Source organism: Paraburkholderia acidiphila (genome assembly GCF_009789655.1).
Taxonomy (GTDB): domain Bacteria; phylum Pseudomonadota; class Gammaproteobacteria; order Burkholderiales; family Burkholderiaceae; genus Paraburkholderia; species Paraburkholderia acidiphila.
The window spans coordinates 2,699,890-2,718,971 of the sequence record NZ_CP046909.1 but is presented as its reverse complement, the minus strand read 5'-3'; the positions used below and the strand labels follow the sequence as shown (position 1 = coordinate 2,718,971).

At 64.4% G+C, this 19,082-nt stretch carries 20 protein-coding genes and 1 tRNA gene; 8 read left to right on the top strand and 13 right to left on the bottom strand.

All coding sequences use genetic code 11. The features are described 5' to 3' along the window. Window positions 1-10: 10 nt before the first annotated feature. Together FAZ97_RS12315 and mutT are read left to right on the top strand one after the other, a co-directional pair. Entirely contained in the window at window positions 11-883 is an 873-nt protein-coding gene (locus FAZ97_RS12315) for an ATP-binding protein (RefSeq protein WP_158758675.1), read from the top strand. Beyond that, window positions 880-1,311: an 8-oxo-dGTP diphosphatase MutT gene (gene mutT / locus FAZ97_RS12310; protein ID WP_158758674.1), complete on the top strand. Its 432-nt coding sequence runs from the start codon at window positions 880-882 to the stop codon at window positions 1,309-1,311. Before FAZ97_RS12315 ends, mutT begins: the two co-directional genes overlap by 4 nt. An 83-nt stretch (window positions 1,312-1,394) precedes the next feature. On the opposite strand, the gene FAZ97_RS12305 is transcribed toward mutT, so the two are convergent. The 9 genes from FAZ97_RS12305 to FAZ97_RS12265 all read right to left on the bottom strand — a co-directional run bounded on the left by FAZ97_RS12305 (window position 1,395) and on the right by FAZ97_RS12265 (window position 9,351). Next, window positions 1,395-1,589, bottom strand: coding sequence for a DNA gyrase inhibitor YacG (locus FAZ97_RS12305; protein ID WP_028207803.1), 195 nt, complete (start codon window positions 1,587-1,589; stop codon window positions 1,395-1,397). A gap of 61 nt (window positions 1,590-1,650) precedes the next feature. Then, window positions 1,651-2,406, bottom strand: a complete 756-nt coding sequence (zapD, locus tag FAZ97_RS12300; RefSeq protein ID WP_028207804.1) for a cell division protein ZapD — start codon at window positions 2,404-2,406, stop codon at window positions 1,651-1,653. 185 nt (window positions 2,407-2,591) lie between these two features. Then, window positions 2,592-3,212 carry a dephospho-CoA kinase gene (gene coaE / locus FAZ97_RS12295; protein WP_158758673.1) on the bottom strand — a complete coding sequence of 207 codons (621 nt, stop codon included), beginning with the start codon at window positions 3,210-3,212 and terminating at the stop codon, window positions 2,592-2,594. A gap of 4 nt (window positions 3,213-3,216) precedes the next feature. Further along, window positions 3,217-4,125, bottom strand: coding sequence for a prepilin peptidase (locus tag FAZ97_RS12290; RefSeq protein WP_158758672.1), 909 nt, complete (start codon window positions 4,123-4,125; stop codon window positions 3,217-3,219). 28 nt (window positions 4,126-4,153) lie between these two features. Further along, window positions 4,154-5,374 (bottom strand): type II secretion system F family protein, encoded by a 1,221-nt coding sequence (locus tag FAZ97_RS12285; protein ID WP_158759158.1) that lies wholly within the window; start codon window positions 5,372-5,374, stop codon window positions 4,154-4,156. A gap of 5 nt (window positions 5,375-5,379) precedes the next feature. Next, window positions 5,380-6,609, bottom strand: a complete 1,230-nt coding sequence (locus FAZ97_RS12280) for a GspE/PulE family protein (RefSeq protein ID WP_233271680.1) — start codon at window positions 6,607-6,609, stop codon at window positions 5,380-5,382. Window positions 6,610-6,750: 141 nt separating this feature from the next. Next, window positions 6,751-8,070: an HlyC/CorC family transporter gene (locus tag FAZ97_RS12275; protein ID WP_158758671.1), complete on the bottom strand. Its 1,320-nt coding sequence runs from the start codon at window positions 8,068-8,070 to the stop codon at window positions 6,751-6,753. Between the two features lie 174 nt (window positions 8,071-8,244). Further along, window positions 8,245-8,321 (bottom strand) — tRNA-Pro (locus FAZ97_RS12270). 37 nt (window positions 8,322-8,358) lie between these two features. Further along, window positions 8,359-9,351 carry a polyprenyl synthetase family protein gene (locus FAZ97_RS12265; RefSeq protein ID WP_158758670.1) on the bottom strand — a complete coding sequence of 331 codons (993 nt, stop codon included), beginning with the start codon at window positions 9,349-9,351 and terminating at the stop codon, window positions 8,359-8,361. Between the two features lie 281 nt (window positions 9,352-9,632). Here FAZ97_RS12265 and rplU point away from each other — a divergent pair, with 281 nt between their 5' ends. The 4 genes from rplU (at window position 9,633) to proB (ending at window position 12,743) form a co-directional block, all read left to right on the top strand. Next, entirely contained in the window at window positions 9,633-9,944 is a 312-nt protein-coding gene (gene rplU / locus FAZ97_RS12260) for a 50S ribosomal protein L21 (RefSeq protein WP_007180329.1), read from the top strand. A 26-nt stretch (window positions 9,945-9,970) separates the two neighbouring features. Next, window positions 9,971-10,234 (top strand): 50S ribosomal protein L27, encoded by a 264-nt coding sequence (gene rpmA, locus FAZ97_RS12255; protein ID WP_158758669.1) that lies wholly within the window; start codon window positions 9,971-9,973, stop codon window positions 10,232-10,234. A gap of 201 nt (window positions 10,235-10,435) precedes the next feature. Then, the gene (cgtA, locus tag FAZ97_RS12250; RefSeq protein WP_158758668.1) at window positions 10,436-11,539 is read left to right on the top strand and encodes an Obg family GTPase CgtA; all 1,104 of its coding nucleotides are present in this window, start codon (window positions 10,436-10,438) and stop codon (window positions 11,537-11,539) included. Window positions 11,540-11,624: 85 nt separating this feature from the next. Continuing rightward, entirely contained in the window at window positions 11,625-12,743 is a 1,119-nt protein-coding gene (gene proB / locus FAZ97_RS12245; protein WP_158758667.1) for a glutamate 5-kinase, read from the top strand. 106 nt (window positions 12,744-12,849) lie between these two features. Here the strand turns inward: proB and FAZ97_RS12240 are convergent, their stop codons facing one another. After that, a complete protein-coding gene (locus FAZ97_RS12240) occupies window positions 12,850-13,419 on the bottom strand; it encodes a CNP1-like family protein (protein WP_199272108.1) in 570 nt (189 codons plus the stop codon). A gap of 118 nt (window positions 13,420-13,537) precedes the next feature. Next, window positions 13,538-14,227 carry an RNA pyrophosphohydrolase gene (locus FAZ97_RS12235; RefSeq protein ID WP_158758665.1) on the bottom strand — a complete coding sequence of 230 codons (690 nt, stop codon included), beginning with the start codon at window positions 14,225-14,227 and terminating at the stop codon, window positions 13,538-13,540. Window positions 14,228-14,491: 264 nt separating this feature from the next. Between FAZ97_RS12235 and FAZ97_RS12230 the strand changes: the two genes are divergently transcribed. Beyond that, a complete protein-coding gene (locus FAZ97_RS12230; protein ID WP_158758664.1) occupies window positions 14,492-16,228 on the top strand; it encodes a proline--tRNA ligase in 1,737 nt (578 codons plus the stop codon). Between the two features lie 35 nt (window positions 16,229-16,263). After that, entirely contained in the window at window positions 16,264-16,863 is a 600-nt protein-coding gene (locus tag FAZ97_RS12225; RefSeq protein ID WP_158758663.1) for a MarC family protein, read from the top strand. Window positions 16,864-16,955: 92 nt separating this feature from the next. Here FAZ97_RS12225 and FAZ97_RS12220 read toward each other — a convergent pair whose 3' ends face one another. Both FAZ97_RS12220 and ffh read right to left on the bottom strand, forming a co-directional pair. Next, window positions 16,956-17,507, bottom strand: a complete 552-nt coding sequence (locus FAZ97_RS12220; RefSeq protein ID WP_158758662.1) for a hypoxanthine-guanine phosphoribosyltransferase — start codon at window positions 17,505-17,507, stop codon at window positions 16,956-16,958. A 146-nt stretch (window positions 17,508-17,653) separates the two neighbouring features. After that, on the bottom strand, window positions 17,654-19,021 hold the full coding sequence (gene ffh, locus FAZ97_RS12215) for a signal recognition particle protein (protein WP_158758661.1): 1,368 nt from the start codon (window positions 19,019-19,021) through the stop codon (window positions 17,654-17,656). Window positions 19,022-19,082: the final 61 nt, after the last annotated feature.

The following is a 19,082-nucleotide window of genomic DNA, read 5'->3' as shown; positions in this document are numbered from 1 at the left end:
CCTCTATCACATGGACAAGCTCGAACAGTTTCTGACCCGCGCCGAAGCGCTGCTCGGCCGCCTCGAAGCCGTGCTGCCGCCGTCGGCACCTGATATCGACTGGAACGCGGCCGTCGCGTTTCGCTGGCGCAAGCGCCAGGGCCGTGGCTTCCTGCAGCCGGTTCCCGCGATATCGCTGATCTCGCTCGACGACCTGCAGAACATCGACCGGCAGAAAGATCTGATCGACCGCAACACGCGCCAGTTCGTTCAGAAGAAGCCCGCGAACAACGTGCTGCTCACCGGTGCGCGCGGCACCGGCAAGTCGTCGCTGATCAAGGCCTGCCTGAACGCGTACGCTAAGGACGGCCTGCGCCTGATCGAAGTCGACAAGGACGATCTGCATGACCTCGGCGATATCGTCGATCTGATCTCGACGCGCCCCGAGCGCTTCATCGTGTTCTGCGACGACCTCTCGTTCGAGGAAGGCGAATCGGGCTACAAGGCGCTGAAGGTGGCGCTGGACGGCTCGGTGGCCGCGCAGTCGGACAACGTGCTGATTTACGCGACCTCGAACCGCCGCCATCTGCTGCCCGAGTACATGAGCGACAACGAGACGTACAAGCACATGCCCGACGGCGAGATTCATCCGGGCGAAGTGGTCGAAGAGAAGATTTCGCTCTCCGAGCGCTTTGGGCTTTGGGTGAGTTTCTATCCGTTCAAGCAGGACGACTACCTGACGATCGTCGGCCACTGGCTGCGCCATTTCGGCTGCGACGACGCCGAAGTCGAATCGGCGCGCGGCGACGCGCTCGTCTGGGCGCTCGAGCGCGGCTCGCGTTCGGGCCGCGTGGCATGGCAGTTCGCGCGCGACTGGTCGGGCAAGAAGGCGCAAGAGGCATGAGCGCCGAAGGCAATGCCGCAAAGGACGCGTCGGCCAATGCTCGCCCCGTGACGGAAGTCGCGGTGGGCGTGCTGGTGCAGCCCGATGGCCGCTATTTGCTCGCGCAGCGCCCCGAAGGCAAGCCGTATGCAGGCTACTGGGAGTTTCCGGGCGGCAAGCTGGAAGCGGGCGAGACGGTCGAAGCCGCGCTTGCGCGTGAATTGCACGAGGAACTGGGCATCGACGTGAAGGCGTGCCACCTGTGGCACACGCTCGAGCACGATTACCCGCATGCCTATGTGCGGCTCTTCTTCTGCAAGGTCACTGAGTGGACCGGCGAGCCGCATGGTCGTGAAGGCCAGGCGTTTGTCTGGCAGTCGTTGCCGGCGAGTGTCGAGCCGCTTTTGCCCGCGACGATCCCCGTGCTGGAGTGGCTGGCTGCCGAGTAACACCTGACGGGCTGCTACGATGCAAAAGGCCGCTGCGCGTGATGCACAGCGGCCTTTTTTGTTTGGTGCGCGCGTCGCGCCGCCTATTGACGCGTATCCGTGGGCGGTGCGTCTTCGGGCGGCGTTTCGTCGTCGGCGCCGCCAATGCGGTACTTTTCGGCCGCCCATGCGCCGAGATCCATTTGCTTGCAGCGCTCGGAGCAGAAAGGCCGGAAGCGGTTTTCCGGCACCCAGCGGACTTCCTTCCCGCAGGTCGGACATTTGACGACAGTGGTCATGCGATAGAACTTGGTTTGCGTTGAGTCTGACGTGGCGACGTGTTCGGCTTCACAGGTTGATTCACAGGCTGCAGAGCGTGAGCTGGAACGGCACGTCCTGATCGACGGCTCGCGGACGCAGATCGCCATCCTGCACGGTGAAGCGCACCCACAGCATGTACTTGTTGGCGCTCGCTTCGGGAATCATGCGCAATTCCGGTGCCACGCGGACTTGCATGAGTTGATACGCGCGGCCCGACAGCATTTGCTGATAGCTGCCCTGCATGGCCATTACCTTCGACGCCTGGCCCGACTCGCGCGCGAGGCGCAGCACGATGGCGGCGGCGTCGCGCAGCGGCAGCAGCGGCGTAACCCACTTCGCGATGTCCTGACGGCGTTGATCGGGATGCAACTGCTGCCACGCGTAGTACGACGGCAGATCGAACTTGCAGGTGCCGCCGGGAATGATCGCGCGGCTGCGGATGCTCGTGAGCCACTCGTTGTCCATCAGATGCTGGCCGGTTTTACCTTGCATCTGCGTGAGGCCGGCCAGCGTTTGCTCGATTTCGCCCAGCACGGTTTCGAGCGCATTCTGCTCGATGCCGGGATTGCCGCGGAACGGCGCGAGCGTTTGGCGCTGCCGCTCGAGTTCCTTCATGAGGTCCGACTTCAGGTCGGCGCGGCCTGCGACTTCGGCGATTTCGAAGAGCGTCGTGAGCGCGACGTGATGTTCCCTCGGATCCTCCTGGGTCAGGAAAAACGTGAAGCGCTCGAACAGGTCTTCGAGGCGCAGCAGCGTTCGGATTCGCTCGTTGAAGGGATACTCGTAAAGAATCAAGCGCGCTCGCCTCGGGCGTGGTAGGTGACGGATTGCAGGACATTCTAATGCCGTGGGACTACGGTCGCAATCGCGCCGGCTCGGCCCCTTGCCGATGTGTCCCGCTAATTTGCCCTGAGCGTTGTCCTGCGCTGCGTTTCGACTGGTGTGGCGAACGTGCGTTTCTTGCGCGCGGGTGGTGCGCGTTAAGCTTGACTGGCTTTTGCGGCAGCGAGCTTGAGATACGTCTGATGCAATGCGTCGACGTCATGGGCGAGCGTTTCGAGCGTTGCCTCGTTGTCGTTCACCACCACGTTGTCGGCGGCCGCGAGGCGCGCCTCGCGCGTGGCCTGCCGCGCAATGATCGCGAGCACCTGCTCACGTGTGAAGCCGTTGCGGCGCATGACACGGGCAATCTGGGTTTCCACGCTGCAATCGACGGTAAGCACGCGATCGACACGTGTCTTCCATGTGCCCGACTCTACGAGCAAGGGCACGACCACGATGACGTAAGGCCCGCTGGCCTCTCGCGTCTCGCGTTCGGTCTCGGAGCGGATCAGCGGGTGCGTGATGGCCTCGAGCCGCTTGCGCGCGGCTTCGTCGCCGAACACGAGCGTACGCATGCGCGCGCGGTCCATCGAGCCGTCCGGCGCGACGAATTCAGGGCCGAACTCCGCGGCGATTTGCGCCATCGCGACGCCATGCGGCGCGGTAATCCGATGCGCGATGAGATCGGTGTCGACGATCGTCACGCCGCGCGCGGCAAAGCAATCCGCAACGGTGGACTTGCCGCTGCCGATGCCACCCGTCAATCCGACCGCGAACATTTGATCAGTTCCCCCACGCAAATACGCCATAAAGCGGTGTGCCCGCAAACAATGTGACGAGCGCGCCTGCGGCCAGATAAGGGCCGAACGGCAGCGGCTCCTCATAGCGCATGCGTCCCGTCAACGTAGCGATGATGCCAACGAGCGCGCCGGCCACAGCCGCGATCACGACGATTTGCGGCAATGCGCTCCAGCCGAGCCATGCGCCGAGCGCGGCGAGCAATTTGAAGTCGCCGTGGCCCATGCCTTCTATGCCACGCAACAGTTTAAAGACCCAATAGACGCACCAGAGCGCCAGATAACCCGCGACTGCGCCAATCACGGCTTCGCGCAGTGTGACGAAGGTGCCTGCAAAGTTGACCAGCAGTCCGGCCCATAGCAGCGGCTGCGTGATCTCGTCGTGCAGCATCTGGTGTTCGAGGTCGATGGCGCTCGCCGCGATGAGCGTGGCGCACAGCGCAAAGGCGGCGAGCGCATTGCCCGTGGGCCCGAAGGCGAGCAATACGCCAGCGGCGCAAGCCGCGCTCGCGATTTCGATAAGCGGATAGCGCACGCTCACGCGCGCGTGACAGTGCGAGCAGCGCCCGCGCAGCGCGACCCAACTGACTAGCGGAATGTTTTCCCAGGCACGCAAGACGTGGCCGCAGTGCGGGCACGCGCTGCGCGGGAGCCAGAGGTTGTAGCGCGCGGGCAGCGCTTCTTCGAAGAGCGGGCCGGGTGTGCCGGTGGCTTCCGCCACGTCGGCGCGCCACGCGCGCTCCAGCATGATCGGCAGCCGGTGCACGACCACGTTGAGAAAGCTGCCGATGACGAGCCCGAGCGCAATGGCGAAGCCCATCAGCACGCCGAACGGCAGGCTGGCGAGCGCGGCGGCGAGCGGCGTTGCGGTGTCGGGTGCGGAATGGACGGGCATGGGACGGAACCGGAATCTGGCAGCGATGCTACACCACGTTGCCCAGTTGAATGATGGGAAGATACATCGCCACGACGAGGCCACCGACCAGCGCGCCCAGCACGACGATCACGAGCGGCTCGCACAGGCTCGACACGAGCGCGATCTTTTCATCGACCTGCCGGTCGGCGAGCGAGGCCACATCGAGCAGCATGGCGTCGAGCGCGCCCGATTCTTCCGCGACCGCAACGGGCTGAACCACGTCGGCCGGAAAGCACGCCGCCGCGCGCATGGCGGCGGCGAGCCGTTCGCCGTGCCGCAAGCGCTCGCTGATGCCCGCGCTCGCGCGATCGAAGAAGGCGTTGCCGCTCGCGTGTGCGAGCGAATCGAAGGCGTCGGCGAGCGGCGTGCCGGCGGCGAGCAGCGTGCCGAGGGCTCGACTCCAGCGAGCGGCGCACAGCGTGGTGAGCAGCGGGCCGCAGAGCGGGAGCTTCAGCAGCGTGCGTCCGAACGCGATGCGCGCGGTTTCCGAGCGGCGCAAGCATGCTTGCAGGGCGAGCGCGCCGGTCGCCGCCGTGACAGCGGCCGGCACGCTCCAACGTGCGGCGCCCGCGGAGAGCATCAGCACGAACTGCGTGGGCGCGGGCAGTGCGGCGCCGAAGCCGTCGAAGATCTGCTTGAACGTGGGCACGACCCAGACCAGCAACGCCGCGGTAATGACGAATGCGAGCAGCAGCACAGCGACGGGGTAGGTGAGCGCCGCGCGCACTTTGGCGCGCTGCGCGGCGGCGCGCTCGCGATCGTCGGCGAGACGGGCGAGAACGGCCGCGAGCGCGCCCGAGGCTTCGCCAACGGCAACGAGCTGGCAATAGAGGGCGTTGAAGCGCGCCGGATGCTGAGCGAGCGAGTCTGCGAAGCGCAGCCCGCCGGCGATGTCGCGCGCAAGCGCAGCGGCGATGCGCGGCATACCGTGCGGCCCCGGCGAGAGCGCGAGCAGGTCGAGCGCATTCGCAAGCGGCAGGCCGGCGCGCAGGAGGCTCGCGAGTTGGCGCGTAAAGCGCGTGACGTCTGCGTGGCTCGCCTTGGGCGCGCCAGCGCTCGACTTGCGCTCGATGGCGAGCACGGTAATGCGTTCGCGCTTGAGCGCGGCGCGCACAGCGGCGGCGTCGAACGCGATCACCGTGCCCCGTTTCGCTGCGCCCGATGCATCGAGACCGCGCCACGCGAAGCGCCACTCGGATGGGCCGCGATGGGTGCGCGTGGTGCCCATGCCGGTCATGACGCTTCTGTCGCGGCGAGCGCTTCGGCAAGGCTCGTGGTACCGTCGCTCACGCGGGCGAGCGCCGCCTCGCGCAAGGTCGCCACACCGTTTCTGCGTGCTTCGCGAGCGATTTCGTGTGCGCCGCGCCCGGCGACGATCAGGTCGCGTATGGCCTCTGATATCGGCAAGACTTCGTGTATGCCTACGCGGCCGCGATAGCCAATGCCGTGGCAAGCATCGCAGCCGCGCGCAACATAAGGCTGCGTGATGTCACTCTCTTGCGCGCCCAGTCCCGCCGCGATGAGCACCGCCTGAGGAACGTCGCCGCGCACGCGGCATTGCGGACACAGCCGCCGCACGAGACGTTGCGCCGTGACGAGCCTCAGCGAGCCCGCCAGGTTGTACGGCGCGACGCCGATATCGATGAGCCGTGCACAGGCCGCGCTTGCGTCGTTCGTGTGCACGGTCGAGAGCACGAGATGGCCGGTCTGCGCGGCCTTCACGGCGACGCTGGCGGTTTCTTCATCGCGAATTTCGCCGATCATGATGATGTCGGGGTCCTGGCGCAGCAGCGCGCGCAGTGCCACCGCAAAAGTGAGCCCGGCCTTTTCGCGCACGTTGACCTGATTGATGCCCGCGAGTTGAATTTCGGCGGGGTCTTCCACGGAGCAGAGATTGCGCGCCATGCCGTTGAGCCGCTGCAGAAAGCAGTAGAGCGAGAGCGTCTTGCCGCTGCCCGTTGGGCCCGTGACGAGCACGAGACCATGCGGTGCGCCGATCGCGTCGGCAACCGTGCGCTGTTGCGCTTCGTCGAGCCCGAGTTCGGCAAGAGAGAGGTCCGCGGGAAGCGCTTCGAGCCTGCGCAACACGAGCTTTTCGCCGTGAAGCGTGGGCAACGAATTCACGCGATAGTCCTCGGCGGCTTGCGACGTCGTGGAAGCTGCGAGCCGCAGCCTGCCGTCCTGCGGAATGCGCCGCTCGGCAATGTCCATGCGTGCGAGCACCTTGATGCGCGTGACGAACGCATCGCGCAGATGCGCGGCCGGCCTCGCCAATTCATGCAGCACGCCGTCGATGCGCAGACGCACGCGCCAGCCGTGTTCCATTGGCTCGATGTGCAGATCCGAGGCATTGCGCTGCGCGGCCTGGCGCAGCGTGTCGGCGAGCAGGCGCACGGCTGGGGCGTCGTCGAGCTGCGGTGCAGAAACAGAGGGCGGTGTGCGTGCCGTTGCACCGCCGCCCATCGCGCCTTCGGTAGGCATGGCGGCAAAAGGGCGGACACGATAAGGAGTGGAAAGCATCGACATGCCGGCGCGAAGCCGCCTCGAGCAAATGACGCCTTCATCATGGGGTGCGGCGCACCGCGCCGCCACCTGGCCGAACGGCTAACGTCCCGGCAGCAGCTTCTTCGCCTTTTGCAGGGTGCCCTGACGTGCCTTGGCGCCTGGCTTGAAGAGTTTGACCGTGCGCACCGCCTGATCGTCGCTGCGCAGCACTTCGAGCTTCACGTCGCCGATCTGCAGGCACACGTCGCCCTCGGGAATCTCTTCGAGCACTTCGAGGATCAGGCCATTGAGCGTCTTGGGACCGTCCGTGGGCAGCTTGATATGAAGCCAGCGATTGAGCTCGCGCAAAGGCATGCTGCCCGGCACGATGCATTCGCCTTCGTCGTTCCAGCCGCCGCGCCCGGTGCCGCTGCGCGGCATCGACGTGGTGAACTCGCCGATCAGCTCCTCGATGATGTCCTCGGGCGTCACGAGCCCTTCCATCTCGCCGTACTCGTTCACGACGAGCGCGATGCGATGACGGCTTTCCTGGAAGTACTGAAGTTGCTGGAACCCGGGCGTACCCGTAGGGACGAAATACGGCTCGGCGAGCAGTTCGCGCAACGTCTCGCGCTCGAACTCCTGGTTGTGCAGCGCGGCCAGCGTCTTGCGCACGTGCAGCACGCCGAGCACGCGGTCGATGTCGCCTTGATAGACGATCAGCTTGTTGTGATAGCAGGTCTCGAGCTGATGCAGGATGTCTTCGAGCGGGGCGTCGTAGTCGAGCGCCTCGATGCGCCGGCGCGGAATCATCACGTCGTCGACGGTGATGTTCTCCAGATCGAACAGGTTCAGCAGGATGCTGCGGTGCTTGGTCGGCATGAAGCTGCCCGACTCGAGCACGATGGTACGCAATTCCTCGGTGGAGAGCCGCTGGTCATGCGCCTTGTGCGTATTGATGTGCAGGACGCGCAGAATGCCGTTTGCGAACATGTTGACGAACCAGATAAGCGGCTTCGTCACACGCATGAGCGGGGCGATCAACAGGCTTGCGGGCAGCGCGATTTTCTCGGGGAACGTTGCGCCGACAATCTTCGGCGTGATTTCCGCGAACACGATGATGAGGAACGCGACGATGCCCGTTGCGACCGAGAGCACGAGATTGTCGTGGCCGAACGTGTGCAGTGCGATCGAGGTCGTCAGCACCGGGATGATGGTGTTGAACAGATTGTTGCCGATCAGGATCACCGAAAGCAGCAGGTCGGTGCGCGCGAGCAGCTTCTGCGTAGTCTTCGCGCCGAGCGTGCCGTGATTGGCGAGATATTTGAGCCGATGGCGATTGAGCGCCATCATCGCCGTTTCGGAGATGGAGAAAAAGCTGGAGCAGATGAGCAGGACGAAGACGGCGCAAATCTGCGCCCATAAGGGAAGGTGGTCCACGCGTCGAGAAAATGAGGGGGGCGGATGGGGAAACTATAACAGAGGGGTCCCGCACTTCCAGGGCCACTGGCCGAACGGACAAGGCCCCCGCAGGCACGGCTTCGCGTGGCCTGCTGCACAGAAGGTACAGACGAAAAAAAACCGCGCAATGCATGCGCGGTTTTTTTTGAATTCTGGTCGGGGTGAGAGGATTCGAACCTCCGGCCTCTACGTCCCGAACGTAGCGCTCTACCAGGCTAAGCTACACCCCGAATTTACTGCTGGACTCCACAACCCGCTTCGCCTGTTTCAAGACTGGCGCGTCGTCGAGTAAGAACATAATTCTAGCAGGCTATCTTTGTAAATGGAAGGGGGGAACGCTGAAATCGCAGCGGCGGCGGCCTGCGCCTCGGCGCGCGCGCATTGCAGCGTGTGCTCGAGCGCGCCCGAGCGGGTAATGGCCGCAAAGATTTCGTCGAAGCGCGTCGTGCCGCCTTGCTCGATCGCTTCGCGTGCGAGCGCCGCTTCCGCCGCCGTGCCGTGCTCGATCAGCCAGATGAGCGGCAAGGTGGGCTTGCCTTCGCGCAGGTCGTCGCCAGCGTTCTTGCCCATCGATTCGGGCGTGCCCGTGTAGTCGAGCCAGTCGTCCATGATCTGGAATGCCGTGCCGATGCGCCGCCCGTATTCGGCCGCGGCTTCCTCGGTGCGCGCATCCGCCCCCGAAAGCACCGCGCCAAGCTGCGCCGCGGCTTCGAAAAGCTTCGCGGTCTTGTAGCGGATCACCTGCATGTAGCGGTCGGTGTCCACGTCGGCGTCGTGCATGTTCAGCAGCTGCAGGACTTCACCTTCGGAGATGATCGTCGTGGCTGCCGAGAGAATTTCCATCACGCGCATCTTGCCGACGCCCACCATCATCTCGAACGAGCGCGAATACAGGTAATCGCCCACCAGCACGCTGGCGGCGTTGCCGAAGAGGGCATTGGCCGTCTGGCGGCCGCGCCGCAGGTCCGATTCGTCGACGACGTCGTCGTGCAGGAGCGTAGCCGTGTGAATGAACTCGACGACCGCCGCGAGTACGTGGCGCTGCGTGCCGACGTCGCCGAGCGCGCCGGCCACCATCAGCAGGAGCGCCGGACGCAGCCGCTTGCCGCCCGCGCCGATGATGTACTCGGAGATCTGGTTGATCAGCATCACCTCGGACGCCAGGCTCTGCCGGATGACACGATTCACCTGCTCCATGTCACTGGCGATGGGGGCAAGCAGGGTGGCTGCGCTGGGGGATGTGGTGGCGGTGGACGACATGATGGCAAATATGGGTAGTGCCGCGGATTATAAGGCGAATCGACGGTATGCCGGACGCTCCGCTGCCGTCCGGCCGATGGCTCCCTCTATTTTCTCGCGGCCCGGGCGGGCGCGCGGGTGGTGGCGCTGTGCCGATCGGACAGCCGCGGACCGCTCTGCCGGCCCCGGATCCTTCGGACAACGGAGTTGAATGCCTTTTGACCGCGCAGCTAACTCTATGTATAATCTAAGGTTTCGGGCGCGCAGTGTGCCTGAAAAGATTACTCAGAGTGAGGTTCTCAATGTACGCGGTCATAAAAACCGGCGGCAAGCAGTACAAGGTTGCCGTTGGCGAAAAACTTAAAGTAGAACAGATACCGGCTGACATTGACGCAGAAATCACGCTCGACCAGGTTCTCGCAGTGGGCGAAGGCGAATCGATTAAGTTCGGTACGCCGCTGGTCAGTGGGGCTTCCGTCAAGGCCACCGTTGTGTCGCAAGGCCGACACGCCAAAGTGACCATCTTCAAGATGCGTCGCCGGAAGCACTACCAGAAGCATGGCGGCCACCGCCAGAACTACACCGAACTGCGCATCGACGCGATCAACGCGTAAGCGCACGCAGGTAAAGGAGCAAACAAATGGCACACAAAAAGGCAGGCGGGTCGTCACGTAACGGCCGCGACTCAGAGTCGAAACGACTTGGCGTGAAGGTGTTCGGCGGCCAGGCTATCCTCGCAGGCGGCATCATCGTTCGCCAGCGCGGTACGCGTATGCACCCGGGCCTGAACGTCGGCATTGGCAAGGACCACACGCTCTACGCGCTGGTCGACGGCCACGTCTCGTTCTCGATCAAGGGCGCAGCCAACAAGCAACAGGTCAACGTCGTCCCGGCAGCGGCCTAAGCTTTAGACCGCTCGCGAGCGGGCTACACGCGACGCTAAGAAGGCCCCGCGAAGTTTGCGGGGCCTTTTTGTTTATCCGCAGTCTTTCGGGGTCGTAATGGGCTTCCGTCTGGCGTGGCGAGCGTCGTTGGCCGTTCGGCCAGGTTGGCCAGTTTCGGCCATGGCGGGCAAAATATCGAAATTGACGGGACGGAGTAACTCATGAAGTTCATTGACGAAGCGAAGATCGAAGTCATCGCCGGCGATGGGGGCGATGGCAGCGCGTCGATGCGACGCGAGAAGTTCGTCCCGTTCGGCGGGCCGGACGGCGGTGACGGCGGACGCGGCGGCAGCGTCTACGCGGTCGGCGACCGCAACATCAACACCCTCATCGACTATCGCTACACGAAAAAGCACCAGGCGCGCAACGGCGAGAACGGCCGCGGCTCGGACTGCTACGGCAAGGGAGGCGACGACATCACGCTGCGCATGCCGGTGGGCACGGTCATCACCGACCAGGACACGGGCGAGCTGATCGCCGACCTGACCGAGCACGAGCAGCAGGTGATGGTCGCGAAGGGCGGCGCGGGTGGCCTCGGCAACCTGCATTTCAAGTCGTCCACGAACCGCGCGCCGCGTCAGAAGACCGACGGCAAGCCCGGCGAGCGCCGCATGCTCAAGCTGGAACTGAAGGTGCTGGCGGACGTCGGTCTGCTCGGCATGCCGAACGCCGGCAAGTCCACGTTCATCGCCTCGGTGTCGAACGCGAAGCCCAAGATCGCCGACTACCCGTTCACGACGCTTGCGCCGAATCTGGGCGTGGTACGCGTGGGGCCGAGCAAGAGCTTCGTGATCGCCGATATTCCGGGCCTGATCGAAGGCGCAGCCGAAGGCGCGGGCCTCGGTCACCAGTTTCTGCGTCACCTGCAGCGCACGAACCTGCTGCTGCATCTGGTCGATCTCGCGCCATTCGACGAAAGCGTCGATCCGGTCGTGGAGGCGAAGGCGATCGTCGGCGAGCTGCGCAAGTACGACGAGACGCTCTATGAAAAGCCGCGCTGGCTCGTGCTGAACAAGCTCGATATGGTGCCGGAGGACGAGCGTGCCGCGCGCATTGCCGACTTTGTGAAGCGTTTCGAGTGGGACGGCCCGGTGTTCGAGATCTCCGCGCTCACGGGGCAGGGCTGCGAAAACCTGTGTTACGCGATATACGACTACGTCTCCGCGCACTCGGACGCACGCCGTGCCGAGGAGGCCGAAGACCTCGCATCCGACGTGCGCTTCCGCGAAGGGCAAGGCGGCAACGCGGAGCAGCCGCAGGAGTAATTCGCCGCACTGGCCGGCGCGCGAGTTGCGCCGGCCGCGCCCAGGAAACTTCACGCGTCATCAGTCATTTGGGAGACCGCGCAGCATGCGTTCCGTCATCGCCGATTCGCGGCGTCTGGTAGTGAAAGTCGGCTCGAGCCTCGTCACCAACGACGGTCGCGGCCTCGATCATGCGGCAATCGGCCGCTGGGCCGCGCAGATCGCGGCGCTGCGTGCGCAGGGCAAGGAAGTCGTGCTCGTGAGTTCGGGCGCAATTGCCGAAGGCATGCAGCGGCTCGGCTGGACGAAGCGGCCGCGCGAGATCGACGAGCTTCAGGCCGCTGCGGCAGTCGGGCAGATGGGCCTTGCTCAGGTGTACGAGAGCCGCTTCGCTGAGCACGACATCCGCACTGCGCAGATCCTGCTCACGCACGCCGACCTCGCCGACCGCGAACGCTATCTGAATGCGCGCTCCACGTTGCTTACGCTGCTGCGTCTGGGCGTCGTGCCGGTCATCAATGAGAACGACACCGTGGTTACCGACGAAATCAAGTTCGGCGACAACGACACGCTTGGTGCGCTCGTTGCGAACCTGATCGAAGGCGACGCGCTCGTCATCCTCACCGACCAGAGCGGCCTCTACACGGCCGATCCGCGCAAGGACCCGAGCGCAATGCTCGTGCAGGAAGCCGACGCAGGCAAGCCGGGACTCGAGGCAATGGCGGGCGGCGCGGGGTCGAGCATCGGCCGTGGCGGCATGCTCACCAAGATCCTTGCTGCCAAGCGCGCCGCGCACAGCGGCGCGAACACGGTAATCGCGAGCGGGCGCGAGGCAGAAGTGCTCGTGCGGCTGGCCGCAGGCGAGGCGATCGGCACGCAGCTCATTGCACGCACGGCGCGCATGGCGGCGCGCAAGCAGTGGATGGCCGATCACCTGCAGGTGCGCGGCCACGTCGTGATCGATGACGGCGCGGTGCAGAAGCTCACGGCAGACGGCAAGAGCCTGCTTCCGATTGGCGTGACCGGCGTGCAGGGCGCATTCGCGCGCGGCGAGGTGATCGCTTGCCTGAATGGCGCGGGCGTGGAAGTAGCGCGCGGGATCACCAACTACAGCAGCGCGGAAACGAAGCTGATCCAGCGTCATCCGAGCGGCGAGATCGAGGGCATCCTCGGTTATATGCTCGAGCCGGAGCTGATCCACCGCGACAATCTCGTGCTGGTTTGACAGCCGTTCCCGGCCAGCCGGGGATCGCCAAAAATTGAAAAGCCGCTGTGGCCAAAGGCCGCAGCGGCTTTTTTCATGCCCATCTCCGCATGCGGTGGCGAGGCTTTTATCGCACCAGCGTCGACTGCGTGCGGCCGTAGCGCAGGTTCTCGATGAGGGTCGGCGCCTTCGCGATCGGCATCTTGTTGGCGCAGAAGTAGTCCTGATAAAGCCTCGACTGGTACGCGTTGAGCGTGCCGTTCTCGATGCGCGACCAGTTGTTCGCGACGGTCTGGTCCCAGCCGTTGTGATCGGCGTCGAGGCTCGCGTAGAGGCGCCACTCGTAGGTGTCGCAGCGAATCCCTTCGTAGTTTACGTTACGCGCGCCCGACGGGCTCGTAATGACGATCGTGTAGCGTACGACGCCATCCGTGCCGACCGTGAGCGAAGCCGGGTCGATCGCAAACTTGAGCGGCGAATTGTTCGAGACGTCGAACGGCAGCAACGTCGCGCCAACCTGCGGCAGCGGCGGCAGGCTCTCGATCTTGTTTTCCTGCCATTCGCCCTTGCGGTCCAGAAGGTAGACGAACGCGCTGTCGTCCTTATTCGTGGGACCGGAACTGGAGCACGCGGCCAGTCCTGACACAAGCAGCACACCGCCTGCGGCGCATGCCGCAGCAAGAGCAAATCGTTTCAAATTGGTTTTCCTCGAAGCACGGGCGCGCGTTACGAACGAACTGCGCCGCGAATGCGAACCGGCGGGGCCGGCGCGTGATGCGCCGGGCCCCGCCGGTTCGGGCGTTCTTTGCGTTGGCTCAAGCCCCTTGATCCTGCTCGTCCTGCGCAGGCTCGATGATACTCTGCGCCGACGCGCAATCGCTTTCGACAGACGTACGCGATGTACGTTCGAGCACGCTTTCTGCTGCGACCTCGTACGGCTCGGCATGCACCGCGTCTGCGTGCGCCGACGTCACGATGCGCGGGTAACGCACCTCGTGAGCCTGCACGCCCAGGCGCTCCTGGCGCGGCGCAGGCCGGCGCAGGAAGCGCGAGAGCTCGGTTAGCGCGAGCTGATAGACGTCACGCTTGAACTCGATGACCGCTTCGAGCGGCACCCAGTATTCATTCCAGCGCCACGCATCGAACTCGGGATGCTCCGTTGCCCGCAGGCAGATATCGCAGTCGCGCCCGACCATACGCAGCAGAAACCAGATCTGTTTCTGGCCGCGATAATGGCCGCGCACTTCGCGCTTGATGAACTTGTCCGGCACCTCATAACGCAACCAGTCGCGTGTGCGACCGACGATCTTGACGTGCTCCGGATGCAAACCGGTTTCTTCGTGCAACTCCCGAAACATTGCCTGCATGGGGGTTTCACCATACTTGATGCCCCCTTGCGGAAACTGCCAGGAATGTTCGCGAACCCGCTTGCCCCAAAACACCTCGTTTCGCGCGTTCAAGAGGATGATGCCGACGTTCGGGCGAAACCCCTCACGATCCAGCATACAACCACCTTCGAATCCTTTAAAATTGCTTTGATTATAAACAGATAACGGTCCTCACGCACCCGCCGTCCGTGACCCGGCGTCCGGAAAGTTGGCGAATGGCCGCGGCCGCGCAAAACGGCCTCGGGGCGCGATCGGCTTCGATTAGGGCCAGCGTCATCGGCGCGGCACCTGGCGCGTTGTCATAATGGCGGGTTCGTGAACTCATCCGTTGGTCACTTCTTCGGGCGGTCTGCACCGGGCCGCCGCTTTTGGATAATTTGAATGAAAGCCTCCCGTTTCTTTATCGGCACCCTGAAGGAAGCGCCCGCTGACGCGGAAATCGTCAGCCACAAGCTGATGGTTCGCGCGGGCATGATCCGTCGCATTGCTGGCGGCATTTACAACTATCTGCCGATCGGCCTGCGTTCGATCCGCAAGGTCGAGCAGATCGTGCGCGAGGAAATGAACCGCGCCGGTGCCATCGAGCTGCTCATGCCGGCCGTGCAGCCGGCCGAACTGTGGCAGGAATCGGGGCGCTGGGAACAATACGGGCCGGAACTGCTGCGCTTCAAGGACCGCAAGCAAAGCGACTTCGTGATGGGCCCGACGCACGAAGAGGTGGTCACCGACATCGCGCGTGGCCAGATCAAGAGCTATCGCCAGTTGCCGGTGAACTTCTATCAGGTGCAGACGAAGTTCCGCGACGAAATCCGTCCCCGTTTCGGCGTGATGCGCGGGCGCGAATTCATCATGAAGGACGCGTATTCGTTCGATAAGGACGTCGAAGGTCTCAAGGTGTCGTACCAGAAGATGTACGACGCCTACGTGCGCATCTTCACGCGCCTTGGCCTGCAGTTCCGCGCGGTCGCGGCCGACAACGGTTCGATCGGCGGCAGCGGCTCGCACGAATTCCACGTGATCGCGGAAACGGGCGAGGACGATATCGCCTACTGCCCGACCTCGGAATTCGCGGCCAACGTCGAAGCCGCCGAAGCGCTGCCGCTCATCGCGCAGCGCGGCGCCCCCACCCAAGCGCTCACGAAAACGCCGACGCCGGGCGCGGCCAAGTGCGAGGCAGTGGCAGAGCTGCTCGGCATTCCGCTCGAAAGCACGATCAAGTCGATCATCCTCGCGACGGACAACGAAGGCGCCGAGCCGACTATCTGGCTGCTGATGCTGCGCGGCGACCACGATCTGAACGAGATCAAGGTCGGCAAGCTCGAAGGTCTGAGCGGCTTCCGCTTCGCTACCGAAGCGGAAATCGTCGAGTGGTTCGGCACGCCGCCGGGCTACCTCGGACCGCTGAACACGAAGAAGCCGGTCAAGGTGATTGCCGACCGCACGGTCGCGAACATGAGCGACTTCGTGGTGGGCACGAACGAGGTCGATTTCCACACCACGGGTGTGAACTGGGGCCGCGATTTGCCGGAGCCGGTCGTCGCCGACATCCGCAACGTGAAGAAGGGCGATCCGTCGCCGGACGGCAAGGGTGTGATCGACATCTGCCGCGGCATCGAAGTGGGCCATGTGTTCCAGCTCGGCACGAAGTACTCGGAAGCGATGAACGCTACGTTCCTCGCCGAGAACGGCAAGCCCGCGCCGATGCAGATGGGCTGCTATGGCATCGGCATCACGCGTATTCTCGGTGCAGCCATCGAGCAGAACTTCGACGACAAGGGCATCATCTGGCCTGAGTCGATTGCGCCGTTCCAGGTCGTCGTGTGCCCGATGGGCATGGACCGCAGCGAACTCGTGCGCGAGCACGCGGAGCGTGTGTACAACGAACTCGTCGAAGCGGGCGTGGACGTGATCCTCGACGACCGCGGCGAGCGCCCGGGTGTGATGTTCGCCGACTGGGAACTGATCGGCGTGCCGCATCGTCTCGTGATCGGCGAGCGCGGTCTGAAGGACGGCAAGATCGAATACCAGGGCCGTCGCGACACCGAAGCGACGCTGCTCGCGGCCGATGAGGCTGCGCAGACGGTGGCGCAGAAGATCCGCGCGGCACTTGCGGTTTAACGACGATCCATCACGGTTAAAGGAGCGCTTCGAGCGTGGAGTACAGTTTTCTGTCCGCTACGGTCCTGCTGCTCCTCATCACCGACCCGCTCGGTAACATTCCGCTCTTCATCACCTGCCTGCGCGGCGTTGCCAAGCAGCGCCGCGCGGTCGTGATCCTGCGCGAGGTCGCGATTGCGTTCGTGATCCTGCTCATCTTCATGGTGGCGGGCAACGCCTTCCTGCGCATGATGGGGCTCACGGACACGTCGCTGCGTATCGGCGGCGGCATCGTGCTGTTCCTCATCGCGCTGCGCATGATCTTTCCGCATCCGGGCGGCCCGTTCGGCGGCGGCGACAAGGGCGGCGAGCCGCTCATCGTGCCGCTCGCCATTCCCGCGCTCGCGGGGCCTTCGGCGCTCGCCACGGTCATGCTGCTCACCTCGCAGGCACCCGGCAAACTCTACGAATGGATGGCGGCGCTCGTTGTCACGATGGTGATCTGCGCGGTCGTGCTGGTGATGGCGGAGCGCATCCAGCAGTGGCTAGGCGAGCGTGTCGTGACGGCCTTCGAGCGGCTGATGGGCCTCGTGCTCGTGGCGATATCAGTGGAGATGATTCTCGCTGGCATCGCCAACTTCGTGCATCACCTCTGACGCCGCATGCAGCGGGCGTCGCAGGCAATAAAAAAGCAGCCCGTGGGCTGCTTTTTTCATGGTGCTTCAGCTTCAGCAAGCCGATGCGCGCTTCACGCGCCTTCGGTCAGCGCGCGGATGGTCGGCAGATTGCGCCAGTAACCCTTGGCGTCCATGCCGCAGCCGAACACGTAGCGGTCCGGCACCGAAAAACCGCAGTAGTCGGGATGCAGCGGCTTGGCCTTCGCGAGGGTCTTCTCACACAGCACGGCCGAGAGGAAACGCTTCGCGCCCATGTCCATGATGCGGTCGCGAATCGCGGCCATGGTCTCGCCTTCGTCGAGGATGTCGTCGAGCACGAGCACCACGCGGTCTTTCACCGACTCACGCGGCGCTACGCGCCATTGCATCTCGGCGCTGCCCTTGATCGCATTGCGGTAGCGGGTGAGGTGGATGTAGTCGAACTCGAGCGGGAAGTCGAGGTGCGGCAGCAGCATGCCGGTGAACACGGCGGCGCCGCCCATGACCGACAGTACGAGCGGGAAGTCCTCGCTGATCTCGGCGCGGATGGCTTCGGCCATCCGGCCGATCGACGCATTGACATCGCCCTCAGAAACGATCTCTTCGGAGTGGCGGAAAATGTGCAGGGCTTCTTCGCGATTCATGACTCTGGCGGGAAGGTAGCTGTAGCTATGAAGTGTGGAAAATAACGGCGGCGCGCGCTACAGCATAAACCCGCGCATTTGGTCCGTCGCGCGCCGCGTCGAGTCGGGCCGCCGTGCGCGCGATGTGCGCCCCGCGGCCCGCAGGATTAGCGCATGCCGGGCATCATGCCCTTCATACCGCGCATCATTTTTTGCAGATTGCCGCCCTTCAGCTTCTTCATCATGGTGCGCATCTGCTCGTACTGGTTGAGCATGCGGTTCACTTCCTGAACCTGCACGCCCGCGCCCGCCGCGATGCGGCGCTTGCGCGTGGCCTTGATGAGTTCGGGCTTGGCGCGCTCGGAGGGCGTCATCGAGTTGATGATGCCTTCCATGCGGCGCATCTGCTTTTCGGCCTGGCCCATGTCGGCGCCCGAGGCGGCCTGCTGGAACTGGGCGGGCAGTTTGTCCATGAGCGACGACAGGCCGCCCATGTTCTTCATTTGCGAGAGCTGCGCGCGGAAGTCGTTGAGGTCGAAGTCGCCGCCCTTCTTGACCTTGTCGGCGAGCTTTTGCGCGGCCTGTACGTCCACGCCGCGCTGTGCCTCCTCGACGAGCGCGAGAATGTCGCCCATGCCGAGAATACGGTTCGCCATGCGGTCCGGGTGAAACACCTCGAGGCCGTCGAGCTTTTCCGCGACGCCGACGAACTTGATCGGCTTGCCGGTGATGTGGCGCACGGAAAGCGCCGCGCCGCCGCGCGAGTCACCGTCGAGCTTGGTGAGCACGACGCCGGTGAGCGGCAGGGCGTCGTTGAACGCCTTCGCGGTATTGACCGCGTCCTGGCCGAGCATCGCGTCGACGACGAACAGCGTTTCAGCCGGCTTGAGCGACGCGTGCAGCGCGGTGATCTCGTTCATCATCGCCTCGTCGATACCGAGGCGGCCGGCCGTGTCGACGAGCAGCACGTCGTGATAGTGGCGCTTGGCCCAGTCGACCGCGGCGGCGGCGATCTCGACGGGCTTCTGGTCCGGCTGCGAGGGGAAGAAGTCGGCGCCGACCTGTTCCGTCACCGTCTTCAGCTGCGCGATAGCGGCGGGGCGGTAGACGTCGCACGAAACGGTGAGGACCTTCTTCTTGTACTTCTCGCGCAGCAGCTTGGCGAGCTTGCCGGTGGTGGTGGTTTTACCGGCACCTTGCAGACCCGCCATGAGGATGACGGCAGGCGGCGTGACGGCGAGATCGAGTTCGGCGGCCTTGCCTTCGTAGTCGCCGCCGATCACGGCGGTCAGCTCGCGCTGCACCACGCCGACGAGCGCTTGTCCAGGCGAGAGGCTGGCGATTACTTCCTCGCCGAGCGCCTTCTCCTTCACTTTGGCGATGAATTCGCGCACGACGGGCAGCGCCACGTCCGCTTCGAGCAGGGCGAGACGCACCTCGCGCAGCATTTCCTGCGTGTTGGCTTCGGTCAGCCGGGCTTCGCCGCGCAGCGTCTTGACGACGCGCGCCATCCGTTGAGTGAGATTGTCGAGCATGGGGAGGCGGTGAGCAGTGCGGCCCGGCCCGCGCGCGCTAAACGGGAAAGCGTCGCGTTTC

Bases quoted from the DNA above. Each gene is read 5' to 3' on its own strand.
- FAZ97_RS12280 (WP_233271680.1), bottom strand. From the start codon at position 6,609: ATGGGCGGCGGTGCAACGGCACGCACACCGCCCTCTGTTTCTGCACCG.
- rplU (WP_007180329.1), top strand. From the start codon at position 9,633: ATGTACGCGGTCATAAAAACCGGCGGCAAGCAGTACAAGGTTGCCGTT.
- ffh (WP_158758661.1), bottom strand. From the start codon at position 19,021: ATGCTCGACAATCTCACTCAACGGATGGCGCGCGTCGTCAAGACGCTG.
- FAZ97_RS12305 (WP_028207803.1), bottom strand. From the start codon at position 1,589: ATGACCACTGTCGTCAAATGTCCGACCTGCGGGAAGGAAGTCCGCTGG.
- cgtA (WP_158758668.1), top strand. From the start codon at position 10,436: ATGAAGTTCATTGACGAAGCGAAGATCGAAGTCATCGCCGGCGATGGG.
- FAZ97_RS12235 (WP_158758665.1), bottom strand. From the start codon at position 14,227: ATGCTGGATCGTGAGGGGTTTCGCCCGAACGTCGGCATCATCCTCTTG.
- mutT (WP_158758674.1), top strand. From the start codon at position 880: ATGAGCGCCGAAGGCAATGCCGCAAAGGACGCGTCGGCCAATGCTCGC.
- FAZ97_RS12230 (WP_158758664.1), top strand. From the start codon at position 14,492: ATGAAAGCCTCCCGTTTCTTTATCGGCACCCTGAAGGAAGCGCCCGCT.
- FAZ97_RS12265 (WP_158758670.1), bottom strand. From the start codon at position 9,351: ATGTCGTCCACCGCCACCACATCCCCCAGCGCAGCCACCCTGCTTGCC.
- proB (WP_158758667.1), top strand. From the start codon at position 11,625: ATGCGTTCCGTCATCGCCGATTCGCGGCGTCTGGTAGTGAAAGTCGGC.
- FAZ97_RS12290 (WP_158758672.1), bottom strand. From the start codon at position 4,125: ATGCCCGTCCATTCCGCACCCGACACCGCAACGCCGCTCGCCGCCGCG.
- rpmA (WP_158758669.1), top strand. From the start codon at position 9,971: ATGGCACACAAAAAGGCAGGCGGGTCGTCACGTAACGGCCGCGACTCA.
- FAZ97_RS12315 (WP_158758675.1), top strand. From the start codon at position 11: ATGGACAAGCTCGAACAGTTTCTGACCCGCGCCGAAGCGCTGCTCGGC.
- coaE (WP_158758673.1), bottom strand. From the start codon at position 3,212: ATGTTCGCGGTCGGATTGACGGGTGGCATCGGCAGCGGCAAGTCCACC.
- FAZ97_RS12285 (WP_158759158.1), bottom strand. From the start codon at position 5,374: ATGGGCACCACGCGCACCCATCGCGGCCCATCCGAGTGGCGCTTCGCG.
- FAZ97_RS12220 (WP_158758662.1), bottom strand. From the start codon at position 17,507: ATGAATCGCGAAGAAGCCCTGCACATTTTCCGCCACTCCGAAGAGATC.